We start from the raw sequence: 15282 nt of genomic DNA, 5'->3' as shown, positions 1-15282 counted from the left end.
AAACAGTGATTATTTTTATCCGGTTTGGTTGTTTAAGGTAGGTGTCAGCCTTCCCAATGAAGAATAGGAAAACTCGAATGCTGTATTTTGATGTTTGATTGCTATTCGTTTGAATACAACAAACGCGTTGCCTTGATACCTTTTAACCATTTTTTCTTTAATAAACGCGCCTTATTTTTAAACTGCTGAACAGAGCCAATCACATAAGTGTTGGTTCGCCCCAAATGAGTGAGTTGGTTTAGCCAATGATGGGGTTGTAAGTTCATCTGATTTAATAGACTGTTGATATGAATTGGCATGCTTGCTTTATCGGGATGGATAATAGATTGCCCTGTCCATTCAACCAATTGAATATAAGCTGTTAGAGTCATTTGAATCGGATAGGTTTTTAATGTGCCTGCAACAGATTCGATTGGTCGTGCTAATTGAGTTATATCAGCTGATAGCTCACTGATACGTTTTTGAATGGAAGTATGTAATGATGATTGCAAGTCTTCAACAATGCCTGCTCTAATAGGGTTTAAATCAACATAAGCCATACAAGATAACACGGCGGTTTCATCGAGTAGTGCAATAGAAGTAAAGCGAGATTCCCAGAATCGGCCTTTGACAAAGTCTTCTGTGTTACTTTGTTTGGCTAATGGTCCATTTAAACGGCTCATCAACCAAGACAAGCTACCTAACCGATATCGATATTTTTTGAGTTTTTCTTTGTCATTAAGAATGATTTGTTTTCTGGCTTCTCTAAACTGACTTTTGCCTGGATACGCCAATATCCACTTATCGGCGACTTGCTCATCAGTCCAATTTTGAGGAGCTTTGGGATCTATATAAAGCACCAAGTGGTAATGATTATCCATAATGGCATAGGCATAAAGTTTGACTGCGAACACTTCTGCTAATTCCAGCATTCTGTTTTCCAGCCAGATTTTTCGATGGTCACAGTTGTTACCGGTGAAAGGATCATGGCCACAGAGAAAGGCTCTTCTGACACAGCGAGAAATACAGTGATAAAAGCCAGCAGAGTGAGAGTCTACAATATGCTTACGAGGAATAGCCATTTTTCAATCCTTGAAAAAGTTAACGAAAGGGGACTTTATCAAGCTGTTTGAGTTAACGCAATGAGATATTGGATGTCGGTAACGAGGAAATTGTTAGTGTTTGGTGTAAGTGATTAGCTATAAGTGGGGTGGCTGCTTTTGTCCTGAGCACTTGGTGTGGGCTATTGGCTATAAACTTGGGGTTGAGTTTTGAGTTGTAGCTAGATTTCGTATTGCTTACATAGAGAAGACTTTTGGGTATTCCTACAAGAATCGAACAATACAAACTGAGCTAAAAACTCGCTGGCTTTGTTTATAACGGCTGAGTGATTCGATATAATGTCGCGCTTTTTGGCAAAAGTTCCAAAAGTGTTTTAACAATTGAGTGTAAATTTAAACTTAAATTAGGGTTGTAAAGTATGAGTGATAGCAATTTTTCCAATGAAATCAATAAGAGACGCACATTTGCTATCATCTCGCACCCTGATGCGGGTAAAACCACTATCACTGAAAAACTTTTGCTTTTAGGCAGAAAAATTCAGGAAGCTGGGACGGTTAAAGGCAAAAAATCTGGCAAACATGCGACTTCCGACTGGATGGAAATGGAAAAACAACGTGGTATCTCTGTAACTACCTCGGTTATGCAATTTCCTTACAATGATCGAATAGTCAACTTATTAGACACCCCAGGTCATGAAGATTTTTCTGAAGATACTTATCGAACTCTAACTGCCGTAGACTCGGCTCTAATGGTTATTGACAGCAGTAAAGGGGTTGAGGATAGAACGATTAAGCTAATGGAAGTTTGTCGATTAAGAGACACTCCGATTGTGACCTTTATGAACAAACTCGATCGTGATATCAAAGATCCAATTGAGTTAATGGATGAGGTTGAAGAAGTACTCAACATTCAGTGTGCCCCCATTACCTGGCCAATCGGTATGGGAAAACAATTTAAGGGTGTTTACCATATTTTGGAAGACAAAATTTATTTTTATTCCACGGGGCAAGGGCACCACATTCAAGATGTTGATGTGATTGAAGGGCTGAATAATCCTGAATTAGATGAACGAATTGGTAGTATGGCTCAGGATCTAAGAGAAGAGTTGGAGCTTGTTTTAGGAGCTAGCCATGAATTTGAGTTAGACGCATTTTTGAGTGGCAAAATGACGCCTGTATATTTTGGTACAGCATTGGGTAATTTTGGGGTCACTCAAATGCTCGATGGATTTGTTGAGTGGGCTCCGGCACCATTAAACCGCCAAACAGATATTAGAGAAGTTTCTTCTAATGAGGCGCTATTTAGTGGTTTTATTTTTAAAATTCAGGCTAATATGGATCCAGCACATCGTGATCGTATTGCATTTATGAGAATCGTATCCGGAAAGTATGATAAAGGCATGAAAATGAAGCATGTTCGCTTAAGTAGAGATGTGCAAATATCTAATGCGGTTACTTTTTTAGCTGGTGATCGCTCTAATTTAGATGAAGCCTTTGCGGGCGACATTATTGGGTTACATAATCATGGCACTATCCAAATAGGTGATACTTTTACTTCAGGCGAAGCACTTAAGTTTTCTGGGATCCCCAATTTTGCTCCGGAGTTGTTTCGTCGAGTCAGGCTGAAAGATCCGCTAAAAAATAAAGCATTGCTTAAAGGTTTAATTCAGTTATCTGAAGAAGGCGCTACACAGGTATTTCGACCTTTCAACTCTAATGACTTAATTTTGGGAGCTGTTGGTGTACTACAGTTCGATGTTGTCGCGCACCGTTTAAAAGAAGAATATAAGGTTAATTGTATTTTTGAATCTGTGTCGGTTAATACTGCCCGCTGGATAGAGTGTGACGATGAAAAAATGTTAGAAGAATTTAAAAATAAAGCGTCAGATAACCTATCTTTAGATGGGGGAGATAATTTATCTTATTTAGCGCCAACACGTGTTAATTTGAACTTAATGCAAGAAAGGTGGCCTGATATTAAGTTTTGTCAAACCCGTGAACATTAGTAACTGCTATTATCAATAGTATCTAACAGAGTCATATATTAGATAAATATAGGTGATAGATATATAGTATAGATAAATTATATTAGTATTTGCTAAATTGTGTGGGGCGATCTACATTAACAAAAAAGCGCATCACTATATGAGATTATTTTAGGACGTTCATGGCTGGCCAGATAAAACTGTTTGACTCACATTGTCATCTCGATTTACCTCAATTTGAAGGGAAAGTTGAAGCTTTGCTACATAAAGCAGAAGAAACTGGAATTGGTGGTATTCTGATACCTGGTGTTAAAAGGGAAGGTTGGCGGCGTATTCGCCAAATTACAGCACAGGCTGAAATTTGTCATACAGCGCTTGGGCTACATCCTATGTTCCTTGATTTCCACCAAGAAGACCATTTACATGATTTAGAAATGGCTTTGTCTGTAGGCCCTATTGCAGCTATTGGTGAAATAGGTCTCGACTATTATAAATCGGATCAGAACCGTGATGCTCAAAAACATTATTTTCAAGCCCAAATTGATATTGCCAAAGAAGCGCATTTACCGATTTTACTACATGTCAGAAAGGCTCATGATGAAGTGTTGCAAACGATTAAAAAAAGTCACTTTACTTACGGTGGGATAGTGCATGCTTTTAATGGTAGTGAAAATCAAGCAGAGCGCTATATTGATATGGGATTTAAGTTGGGGTTTGGTGGTGCTTTTACTTATCCTAGAGCCGCTAAACTACATAAACTAGCAATGAATCTACCTTTGGAGTCTATCGTTTTAGAGACTGATGCGCCAGATATGCCTCCTGTTTCGTGTAAGCTGTCTTATAATACGCCATTACATTTATTTGATAATTTTCGCAGCCTTGTATCTTTAAGAGAAGAGCCTGCTGCATTAATTGCCAAACAAACGACTGAAAATGTGATTTCTGTCCTTAATTTTGATTGATTATTCAATTACAGACAGTAGCTATTTGCTATTCAATATCAATGCGTTAGACTTTACCTTATCTGCAATTTATCAGAAGCTTTGTTTATGCAAAAAGCCGTTACGCGTAAAACTGATCTCGTTAGTATTTTAAGCCAGCTAGATAAGACTGGGTTAATCGATACCGAGCAAGCCAAGCTTGCTTTATCAAAAATACGTGAAAAGAAACCAAGTGGTCATCCATTAAACCAAATTGCTTCACTGAAGATTAAATCTAAAGCTAAACATCACAAAGTATTAACCGCTGAGCTTTTGGCTGAGTGGTTTGCCAATTTGCATCAACTTGATTATGTGCGCTTAGATCCTTTAAAAATCAATGTCGATATGGTGACATCTGTTATGTCAAAAGCATTTGCATTACGCCATGACATTTTAGCCTGTGAGGTTACTAAAGATTACGTTAGTATTGCTATTGTTGATCCTTATGAGTCTGGCTGGGAGTCGGGGTTAACTCACATATTGCGAAAACCTATTCGGCGTGTATTTGCCAACCCGGAAACTGTGCGGCGATTACAACATGAGTTTTATAACTTGAGTCGTTCAATGAAGGGGGCGTCGGGAGAGAGTTTACAAAATAATAAAGTTTCCAATTTAGAGCAGTTATTAGAAGTCGGTAAGGCTGGCGATATTGACGCGAATGATCAGCATGTTGTGCAAATTGTAGATTGGTTGTTACAGTATGCGTTTTCCGAGCGAGCAAGTGATATCCATGTTGAGCCTCGGCGAGAAACTGCTAATATTCGTTTACGAATAGATGGAGTCTTGCATAAAGTTTATGAAATGCCAGCCAACATTGCGGCTGCGGTTACTGCACGTTTTAAAATTTTAGGTCGAATGGATGTGGCCGAAAGACGCAAGCCATTAGATGGTCGAATAAAAACTAAAACACCAAATGGTTTAGAAATAGAGTTACGTTTGTCAACATTACCAACAGCTTTTGGTGAAAAATTAGTTGCTCGAATTTTTGACCCAACCGTTTTATTACGTGATTTTAGTGAGCTTGGTTTAGATGCAATGACTGAAAAGTCTTGGTTGCAAATGGCCAGACAGTCGACAGGAATTGTTTTATTAACTGGGCCAACAGGTTCAGGAAAAACAACAACGCTTTATACCACACTAAAATTGATTGCAACGCCAGAAGTTAATGTTTGTACCATTGAAGATCCAATTGAAATGGTTGAGCCTGCTTTTAATCAGATGCAGGTTCATCATGATATTGATGTTGATTTTGCTAGCGGAATTAGGGCATTACTAAGGCAAGATCCCGATATTATTATGATTGGTGAAATTCGAGATAAAGAAACCGCTGAAATGGCTATCCAAGCTTCTTTAACTGGACATCTTGTCATTTCTACTTTGCATACTAACGATGCATCTTCTGCAATTACTCGATTACAAGATATTGGTGTACCACCTTATTTGGTTAATGCAACTTTATTGGGGGTAATGGCGCAACGGTTAGTCAGAACATTATGCCCTCACTGTAAAGTGGCTATTGAGCCTGATACTGAAGGCTGGAAAGAGTTGACCGTTGGTTTTGAATTAAAACTGCCTAAGTTGATGTTTGAACCCGCAGGTTGTGATGAGTGTCGCCAATCAGGTTATTCTGGTCGAGTTGGTATTTATGAGTTATTAGAAGTCGAAAGCCAAATAAAATCATTAGTGACTGAAGCATGTGAAGTTGCTCCAATCCGACAGCAGGCATTAAAAAATGGTATGAGTTTGTTGCGGATTAGTGGAGCAAAAAAAGTCGCTGAAGGCAAAACAACAATCGCTGAAGTGATGCGCGTAGCTTCGCCTGCAATGGAAGAGTTGTAGTTTTTTTGATTAAAATAAAACACCTATTCATTAGTATTATTATGAATGAACAGGTGTTGATTTTACCAAAAATGTCTTATAAATTTCCTAGTTGTTTTTGTTGCTCTATAAGTTTATTAACCGACGTTTCAGTTTGAGCCAGCTTTTCTTTTTCTTTAGCGACAACCTCTGCTGGTGCACGATCAACAAAGTTAGCATTAGACAGTTTACCTGTTAGTCGCTGTTGCTCTTTACTCAACTTTTCTATTTCTTTATTGAGTCGGACTAGCTCTGCTTTAACATCAATTAAACCGGCTAAAGGAACGAGTATTTCTAAATTACCTGCAAGTGCTGTTGATGCCGGAGGTGCTTGTTCTCCTACTTCTTCAATGGAATTAAGTTTTGCAAGTGCTGAAACAAAGTTTCGGTATTCTACCAAGCAACGACGATCGTTTTCATCGGCATTTTTTAATAGAACATTTATGGGTTTCGCTGGTGATACATTAAGTTCTCCACGAATATTACGAATACCAACAATTAATTTTTGTAACCAGCTTAAGTCACCTAAAGCCTTCTCATCAATTAATGATTTATCATAAATTGGAAAAGGTGAAATCATGATAGAGTCGGCTGATGTATTGACCATTGGCGCCAACCTTTGCCAGATCTCTTCTGTTATAAAAGGGATCATCGGGTGAAGTAATCGCATCATGGTTTCTAGTACGTTAACTAGTGTATGGCGTGTGCCTCGTTTTTGTTGTTCACTTGAATCATCGTTATAAAGAATGGGTTTGGATAATTCTAAATACCAATCACAATAATCATTTCTGCTGAACTCATACAGGGCTTGTGTGGCTAGATCAAAACGATATTCACCAACATGTTTTTCAAAAGCAGTAATCGTATTTTGCAGGCGGCTGATAATCCAGCGATCGGCAATGCTAAGTTCAAAGTCTTGGTTATCTTTTCCGCAGTCTTCGCCTTCTGTATTCATAAGAACATAGCGAGCGGCATTCCATAATTTATTACAGTAGTTGCGATAACCTTCGACTCTTCCTAAGTCAAAGTTAATGTCTCGGCTAGTTGAAGCTAATGCACAAAAAGTGGTTCGCAAAGCATCTGTTCCGTAAGCTTCTATACCATCTTGATATTGTGCCCGCGTGCGCTTTTCTATTTTTTTTGCGTCCTTGGGATTCATCATACCGCTAGTTCTTTTAGTGACTAATGGTTCCAAGTCAATGCCGTCAATCAAATCGATTGGATCAAGGACGTTTCCTTTCGACTTCGACATTTTATCGCCATGTTCGTCTCGGATTAACCCGGTAATATAAATTTCTTTAAAAGGGACTTTATTAGTGAATTTTAGGGTCATCATTATCATGCGAGCGACCCAAAAGAAAATAATATCAAAACCAGTAACAAGCACACTCGACGGTACAAATTTTTCTAGTTCTGGTGTTTGCTCAGGCCAACCCATTGTCGCAAAAGGCCAGAGTGCCGATGAAAACCAAGTATCTAACACATCGTTGTCTTGACGAAGAACGATATCATCAGCAAGGTTATTTTTTTCACGAACTGTTTGTTCGTTTTTCCCTACATAGACTTTGCCTGATTCATCATACCAAGCTGGAATTCTGTGGCCCCACCAGAGTTGACGACTGATACACCAGTCTTGAATATTTTCCATCCAATGAAAATAGGTTTTATCCCAGTTTTCTGGTACAAACTTAATGTCACCATTTTTTACTGCGTCAATAGCAGGTTTAGCGAGTGATTCAACCGCTACATACCATTGGTCTGTTAATAGTGGTTCTATAATATCGTTACTTCGATCACCTCGGGGCACTTTAAGTGCGTGATCGTCAATTTTTTCTAATAAACCGAGTTGTTCAAATTCTTCAACAACTTGTTTACGAGCTTCAAAACGATTGAGACCACTGTACTTTTGAGGTAATGAAGTATCAATGTCATTGCGTGCCTGGCCACTGATATCAAATACTTCTGCTTGCGCAAGTATATCGGCAGTAGGGGAGAGTACATTGATCAAGGGTAAGTTATGTCGTTTACCCAACTCATAATCATTAAAGTCATGAGCAGGTGTTATTTTTACACAGCCCGTACCAAACTCTCTATCAACATAATCATCAGCAACGATTGGTATTTTTCGATTGACTAATGGTAAAACAATCGATTGACCAATTAAATCTTTATATCGTTCATCATCGGGGTGAACTGCAACCGCACTGTCGCCAAACATTGTTTCTGGCCGAGTTGTGGCAACTATTAAATAATCTTTGCTGTCACTTGTTTTGGCGCTATCGGCTAACGGGTAGCGGAAGTGCCATAAAAAGCCTTTTTCATCATGATTTTCAACTTCTAAGTCTGAAATTGCCGATTGAAATTTGGGGTCCCAGTTGACTAGCCGTTTACCACGGTAAATAATACCTTCTTCATGCAAACGAATAAAAACTTCTTGCACTGCATTTGATAAATCTTCATCCATAGTAAAAGCTTCGCGCTGCCAGTCTGGCGAATCACCTAATCGACGCATTTGTTGGGATATTGTTCCACCAGAAGTCTCTTTCCATTGCCACACTTTTTCAATAAATTCTTCACGAGTGAAATCGGTTCTTTTTTTACCTTCACGATTGAGTAATCTTTCAACAACCATTTGGGTTGCAATTCCTGCGTGATCGGTACCGCATTGCCAAAGTGTGTCATCACCTTTCATTCGATGATAACGAGTTAATAAATCCATGATAGTATGCTGAAATGCATGCCCCATATGTAGGCTGCCGGTGACATTGGGCGGCGGAATTAAAATGCAAAATGGCTCTCCTTGACCGCTCGCTTTGAAATGATTGGCGTCCTCCCAGGACTGATACCACTTTTTTTCAATGTTCTGGGGAGTATATGATTTTTCCATGGTTTAGAACTCAGTTGTTAAAGTTAATAGTTAATGATGGAATGATATCTGGGATTAAATTTTCCGGTGATTGAGTGGATAGCCTCGTTCACGATAAAAACGAAAACGACTGCGTGCCAGCTCTTTTTTTTCTTCATCACCGTATGCATATTCAAATACCCAAGCAAACTGACTAAAAAATAAAGGGACTTCTGAGGCAATATTAATAAGTACATCTGGTTTGACTGCAGGGTTTTGTCCAAAGCCAATTTCAATTGGTGGAGTCGTATCTGGATCCTCGTCAACGAGTTGATGAGGTAAAAAGCTTTTACTGTCATGAGTCCATAGCAGCTCATCGACTTTTTCGGCTTGTCTACGGTTTTCCGTATGCACAAAAACTTTTTGGCCTTTTCTGTAGGCGCGCTTTATGACTTCACAAATGTGAGCATAAGGGGCTTGTGAGTCTGTTGACTCAATCGAGTAAAATTCAACTTGTGTCATATCGTTAATCGCTTAGTTGAAGTTTAATTTTCACTACGGCTCATCAAATATTGTGTTAATAAAGGCACAGGACGACCTGTTGCTCCTTTTTGCTTGCCTGATAGCCAGGCTGTGCCAGCAATATCGAGGTGAGCCCAATGATACTTTTTAGTAAAGTGAGATAAAAAACATCCCGCAGTAATTGCTCCTCCACCTTTACCACCTAGATTAGCCAGGTCGGCGAAATTGGATTCTAGTTGTTCTTGATACTCATCCCAAAGCGGAAGTCTCCAGGCTCTGTCACCACATAATTCACCAGCATTTAATAAGTCGTGAGCTAATGGGTTATGGTTACTCATTAATCCCGATGCATGGCTGCCTAACGCGACAATACAAGCGCCAGTGAGAGTTGCTACATCAATAACCACCTCAGGCTCAAAACGTTCAACATAAGTAAGTGCATCACACAAAACTAATCTGCCTTCTGCGTCAGTATTTAATATTTCAATCGTTTTACCTGATAATGATGTGACAATATCACCTGGTCGCGCAGCTTTTCCACTGGGCATATTTTCTGCTGCTGCAATTACAGCAATTAGGTTAATTGGTAACTTCATTTCTGTCGCAGCAATGAAAGCTCCGTATACACTTGCTGCACCACCCATGTCATATTTCATTTCATCCATGCGGTCGCCTGGTTTTAAAGAAATACCACCTGTATCAAAAGTGATCCCTTTACCCACTAGCACAATTGGTTTTTGTTCTATATCGGTACCGTTATATTTAAGAATGATCATTTTAGCCGGGGTGTCGGAGCCTTGTGAAACTGCAACAAAAGCACCCATTCCCATTTCTTTTAACTCTGATTCGTCAAGTATCTCGCAATCTATTTGCTCATTCTCCATTGCTAGTAATTTTGCCTGCTCGGCTAAATAGGTAGGGTTTGCAACATTAGGAGGCAAATTAGCCCAGTCACGAGCTTTGTGTGCACCTTTAGAAATTGCTATTCCTTCTTCAATTGCTTTTTCACCCAAAGTGAGTTCTTTACGAGTGGTTACATTAAAAGTGAGTCGGCGGAGTGGACGTCTGGTTGAATCGGTTTTACTTTTAAACTCTTCAAATGTATACAATGTATCTTGCGCTGTTTCTACCGCTTGACGGACTTTCCAACGAGTGTCTCGACCTTTAACATTCAGTTCGCTTAAAAAACAAACTGCTTCCATCGAGCCAGTATCATTTAATGTGGTAATTGTTTTGGCGACTACTTTGCGATATTGCTTATCGCCAAAGTCGCGTTCTTTACCACAGCCAATAAGTAGTACTCGATCAGAAAGCGTATTAGGAACATTGTGCAATAGCAAAGCTTGTCCTAGCTTTCCTTCTAAGTCGCCACGTCTTAGAATATTACTTAGATACCCTTCACTAACAGTGTCTAGCTGTTCTCCCATTGCAGATAATTTTCTTGATTCGAAAACGCCTACTACAACACAAGCACTGCGTTGTTTTTCTGGGTTGCCACTTTTTACATTAAATTCCATTCAACTAACCTTGTTATTAACTTGTTGATCGATGTTGTCGGCAAAACTGTTTGGAAACTCACTTTATAGCCAATTTATTTTGCGCTGATGTTGGTATGCAATAAAACCAATGCTGACGCCTAACTGAAAGCTGTGGTATATTGTGCCCACTTGCAAGCTTTTGGATTGCTTTTTTGATTACAAAAGCTTAGAAAACGAGAGTCTAACTTAAAATATGCTAATTATTAAGTAAAAGTAGCACTTTTCTGAGTAAATAACTTGATCCTCAAGCGATATATCAATAATGAAATTCTAAAAACTACCAGTGCGATTTTAATTGTGCTGATATTAATCTTTATTAGTACGCGTTTTATCAAATACATACAGTTAGCTGTTGATGGGAGTATCTCTTCTGGAGCAGTGTTTAGCTTGCTGGGGCTACAAATACCGGCAGTTGCTGGTTTCTTGATACCTTTATCATTTTTCATTGCTATATTGCTGACATTTGGAAGAATGTATAGCGAAAATGAGATGGTGGTTATTCAATCTTCAGGTGTTAATGAAATACAATTAGCCCGTAATATTTTTCCAATTGCGCTCGTTTTATCAATTCTAGCCGGCTTTTTATCTTTTGCTGTGACACCTTGGTCGAGTTTTCAAACAAAAAGCTTGTTGGCCAAAGAGAAAGCTGAGGCTCGACTAGGGGCTTTTTCTCCGGGACGATTTCAAGAGAATAGTTCAAAGTCTGGTGTTGTTTATGCGCAATTGAAAGATGACAAGGGGACTATTAAAGGAATTTTTGCTGTTTCTGAAAGCCATGATAACCCGCAGAAAAAATCTGAAGCTGATATTAAAAATATACAAATTCAGGTGGCTGAAAGTGCACAGTTAATCGAAGGGGATAGTAATGATAAATCTAATTTTAACCAAAACGCTGAAACTTTTTTAGTGATGCAAAATGGTGCAACTTATTATTTTGACCCGGTATTAAAACAGTGGCAGGTTACAAAATATTCTGACTATTTTATGCGTATAAAAAATTCAGAGGCAGAAAATTTAAAGCTAAAAACAAAATCACTTTCTACAGTTAAATTACTAGAAAACCTGCAACCAGCAGAATGGGCTGAGCTTCACTGGCGGCTATCTGCACCTTTGTCTATTCTGATTCTTTGCTTTTTGGCTATTCCTTTGGCAAGAACCGAACCACGAAAAGGCAAGTTTTCTCGATTGTTTCCTGCGATTATGATTTATCTGGTTTATGCATTGTTGATGATGAATGGACGTCGTTTAATTGAAGATGAAAAAATACCAGTTGAATTAGGTTACTGGTGGATACATCTTGCAGCAGCAGCATTGGCTTACTGGTTGTTACGTGAGCGCAAAGTTAAGAAAATACTACACTTGAGTCCTAATTAATGATGAGTTTATTGGATAGATATATCGCTCGTCAGGTCATTATAACTAGCTTAATGATGTTATTTTTACTGACTAGCTTACGCTGTTTATTCAGTTTAATCGATGAGCTAGGTGACTTAGGTAAGGGGGGATATCAGTTGTCGGATGCGTTGTTGTTCGTTAGTTTGATGATTCCTGCCCGTTTATTAGAGTTTTTTCCTATGAGTGTGTTAATTGGTGCATTGTTTGGTTTAGGTACTATGGCCGCTAATAGCGAATTGACCGTTATGCGTGCTGCTGGAATGACAACCTGGCGCATAGCGGGATCAACGATTAAAGCGTCAATTATATTAATGGTGTTTGTCATTATTATAGGCGAGTGGATTTCTCCTATTGCTACAAAATCAGCACAGCAGTTAAGAACCGTGGCGATAAGTGGAGGAGAGTTGAGTTTATCTAAAACTGGGTTATGGGCTAAACAGAATAACGAAATTATACAAATTGGTAATGTGCTTTCGGATGGTAAGCTGAACGATATTACAATCTATCAATTGACACAGAGTGCCTCAACCTATACCAATAACCAATTAAAACGTTTAGTACAAGCGAAAAGCGCTACTCAACAAGGAGAAAATTGGTTGTTATCAGATGTTGATGAAACCGTTTTTGAAGAGAATCAAATAATTACTCGTTCTATTTCTACAATGATTTGGCGTGCACCTTTAAAAAATGAGCAGTTGGAGACTTTGGTATTAGAACCTGAAACTCTTAATTTGCTTGGTTTGCTAAGCTACATCCAATATTTAGCGGGTAACAATATGCAAACTGAACTATATGAATTAGCTGCATGGCGAAAAGTTATGCAACCTATAGCGGTTGGGGTCATGATGTTTTTAGCGGCATCTTTTATTTTCGGCCCAATGCGGAGTGTATCGATGGGAGCAAGAATCTTGTCGGGTGTTATGCTCGGTTTTAGCTTCCATTTAGCGAACCAATCTTTTGGACCTGCGAGCTTGGTGTTCAATTTATGGCCGTTTTGGGGGGCTGCTATCCCATTGATATTATTTGCTTCTTTAGGTTATTGGTTAATGAAGAGAAATCACTAAAATTTGATATAAACTAAGTTGGGTTCCAATGCTCGTGTTCATATTTCTGCTATACTGATTAATAATAAGAAAACCATAGGTTAATTCCAATTTATAACCAGTAAAAATCACAAGTTGGATTAGGCATGCTCAAATTAGATAGTTTTTTTGGTTTGTTAGTTGATGAAGAACGTTCCGATGTATTCCATTTCATGGAGTTAATCGACATTAATAAAGTCATTGAGTCAACCAAAGTTGTCAAAACACTGGCCAAGCAGAATGGAAAAAATGCTGCTATTGTCAATGTGGCTCGTCGTCAGCAAATACTAAAGTTAATAAAACCGTTACTGAATGAAAATATGCTTGATTATGAAGCCAGTTACTACACAAAAGAGGTTAATACATCAAGTGAGTATGATAGGCGTTATGGTTCTGAAGAACATTTATTAGAATATGCTTTATTGGTGGCGGCCTCTAAAAGTAAAAAAGTTTTAGCCGATGAGCATAAAATAATTAATGTGAAGCAGCTGCGAGATGCAGCATTTTTAGAAACTCGCTTTGATCGATGTTGGGAAATATTATCTCAAGAGTCTTTGCATATTGTTGAGGCTTATCGTAAGTCAAAATAGAAGACTTCTCATCTGTTTTACTATTCTTATTTACTGATCCTTTAATATTTAAATAAGAAGGTATATACCACAATTTTATAAATTCATTTATCTATCTATGGCTGAAAAGTGTTTAGTCTAAACTAATGATGACATTGATGAGAAATTGTTTAGTTATGACCTCAATGAAGATAAAAAAAATCCCGGATGATTGGCAGATCAGGCCGGGCTGTAGGCTCCATAACATTGGAGATAACTGAGGAATAATAAAACTGGAAACTTAAATTAACAGCAATTAAATAGACATCCGTACTCAAATAAAGTTTCACAAACACCATGCCTATTAGTTATATCGAGTAATGATATCCATATTTAACCACTTAGTTCAGTGTAGACTATTTTGTTTAATTAAAGGTTCTCGAGTGTAAAGCCGCTAATTTACTCAAAACACATGATTTAAACTAACTTATTGAGAGGTTCTGCTTCTGATATTGATTTAAGGAGAATAATAAAAAGTATAAGTATTGCTAAATATTCTATAAAACGGGCTAATTTGATGAAGAATAGTGAGAAAACGAGCTAATGATTCATGCTTGTCTATTTTTATGTTCTAACAATGTTAAAATAGCGCCCTAAATTTATGCAGGTGATGGGCCTTATCAATTATAGCGGTTCAGTTGATTATTAAGGCTTGAGTTAAATTCAATTCAATGATGTTAGAACAAATATGTTAGAAAATATTAGAGTAATACTATCACATACGACACATCCAGGTAATGTGGGAGCTGCTGCCCGTGCTATGAAAGTGATGGGGTTATCTAAACTTGGTTTAGTTAATCCCAAACGTTATCCTAGTGCTGAAGCAACAGAAAGAGCATCGAGGGCTACCGATATTCTCGCCAGTGCCCAAGTTAGCTCATCAATTGAAGAGGCTGTTGCTGATTGTCGGTTAATTGTAGGAACGAGTGCTAGAACACGAAGTTTGCCAAGCAAATTGATTACGCCAAGAGAACTGACAGAAATAATTCAGCAGAACCCAGAACGTTACCCAGTGGCACTACTTTTTGGTACTGAAAATTCGGGGCTTACTAATGAAGAGTTACACATGTGTCATTATCATGTTTGTATTCCAACCAACCCTGAGTATTCTTCGTTAAATCTGGCATCTGCCGTTCAGCTAATAGCCTATGAACTTAGACTGGCTTTTGCTGAGTTTGATGTTCCTAGTCAGCGAATAACGGAAAATGAAGTGCCCATTACTCGGGAGCAATTGAACGGTGTATTACAGCACTTTGATCAGGTTATGAGGCATACAGGTTATATTCAGCCTCAACAAGAAAAACAAATTAATATTCGAATGAATCGGTTATTAAGTAAAGCAGATATCACGCAAAGTGAAATGAATATTTTGCGTGGCTTTTTACGTTCAGTTTTAAATTATTGTGATAAACACAAAAGTAATAAATAAA

General features: G+C 38.3%; 11 protein-coding genes. 7 read left to right on the top strand and 4 right to left on the bottom strand.

Annotated features, from left to right (window positions below; all coding sequences use genetic code 11):
• Positions 1-101 precede the first annotated feature (101 nt).
• Complete coding sequence (locus ACT5E3_RS15370) at positions 102-1061, bottom strand: transposase (RefSeq protein ID WP_444994427.1); 960 nt, start codon at positions 1059-1061, stop codon at positions 102-104.
• Positions 1062-1459: 398 nt separating this feature from the next.
• Between ACT5E3_RS15370 and prfC the strand changes: the two genes are divergently transcribed.
• From prfC to ACT5E3_RS15355, 3 genes are all read left to right on the top strand, one after another.
• Positions 1460-3046: a peptide chain release factor 3 gene (gene prfC / locus ACT5E3_RS15365; protein ID WP_444994426.1), complete on the top strand. Its 1587-nt coding sequence runs from the start codon at positions 1460-1462 to the stop codon at positions 3044-3046.
• Between the two features lie 161 nt (positions 3047-3207).
• Positions 3208-3987 carry a TatD family hydrolase gene (locus ACT5E3_RS15360; protein WP_444994425.1) on the top strand — a complete coding sequence of 260 codons (780 nt, stop codon included), beginning with the start codon at positions 3208-3210 and terminating at the stop codon, positions 3985-3987.
• Positions 3988-4074: 87 nt separating this feature from the next.
• Positions 4075-5844 (top strand): GspE/PulE family protein, encoded by a 1770-nt coding sequence (locus ACT5E3_RS15355; RefSeq protein WP_444994424.1) that lies wholly within the window; start codon positions 4075-4077, stop codon positions 5842-5844.
• A 76-nt stretch (positions 5845-5920) separates the two neighbouring features.
• On the opposite strand, the gene ACT5E3_RS15350 is transcribed toward ACT5E3_RS15355, so the two are convergent.
• The 3 genes from ACT5E3_RS15350 to pepA are packed head-to-tail and all read right to left on the bottom strand — an operon-like array spanning position 5921 to position 10746.
• Entirely contained in the window at positions 5921-8749 is a 2829-nt protein-coding gene (locus ACT5E3_RS15350) for a valine--tRNA ligase (RefSeq protein ID WP_444994423.1), read from the bottom strand.
• A gap of 54 nt (positions 8750-8803) precedes the next feature.
• Positions 8804-9229: a DNA polymerase III subunit chi gene (locus ACT5E3_RS15345; protein WP_444994422.1), complete on the bottom strand. Its 426-nt coding sequence runs from the start codon at positions 9227-9229 to the stop codon at positions 8804-8806.
• A gap of 23 nt (positions 9230-9252) precedes the next feature.
• Complete coding sequence (pepA, locus tag ACT5E3_RS15340) at positions 9253-10746, bottom strand: leucyl aminopeptidase (RefSeq protein WP_444994421.1); 1494 nt, start codon at positions 10744-10746, stop codon at positions 9253-9255.
• Positions 10747-11064: 318 nt separating this feature from the next.
• Here pepA and lptF point away from each other — a divergent pair, with 318 nt between their 5' ends.
• From lptF to ACT5E3_RS15320, 4 genes are all read left to right on the top strand, one after another.
• Complete coding sequence (gene lptF, locus ACT5E3_RS15335) at positions 11065-12141, top strand: LPS export ABC transporter permease LptF (protein ID WP_444994420.1); 1077 nt, start codon at positions 11065-11067, stop codon at positions 12139-12141.
• Positions 12141-13226 (top strand): LPS export ABC transporter permease LptG, encoded by a 1086-nt coding sequence (gene lptG / locus ACT5E3_RS15330; RefSeq protein WP_444994419.1) that lies wholly within the window; start codon positions 12141-12143, stop codon positions 13224-13226. The genes lptF and lptG overlap by 1 nt, the downstream gene beginning before the upstream one ends.
• A 125-nt stretch (positions 13227-13351) precedes the next feature.
• A complete protein-coding gene (locus tag ACT5E3_RS15325; protein ID WP_444994418.1) occupies positions 13352-13834 on the top strand; it encodes a hypothetical protein in 483 nt (160 codons plus the stop codon).
• Between the two features lie 706 nt (positions 13835-14540).
• On the top strand, positions 14541-15281 hold the full coding sequence (locus ACT5E3_RS15320; RefSeq protein WP_444994417.1) for an RNA methyltransferase: 741 nt from the start codon (positions 14541-14543) through the stop codon (positions 15279-15281).
• The last annotated feature ends 1 nt before the right edge of the window (position 15282 follow it).

It is taken from the genome of Aliikangiella litoralis (assembly GCF_052495765.1).
The sequence above is the reverse complement of the archived record's forward strand: the minus strand, read 5'-3'. Positions and strand labels throughout refer to the sequence as shown.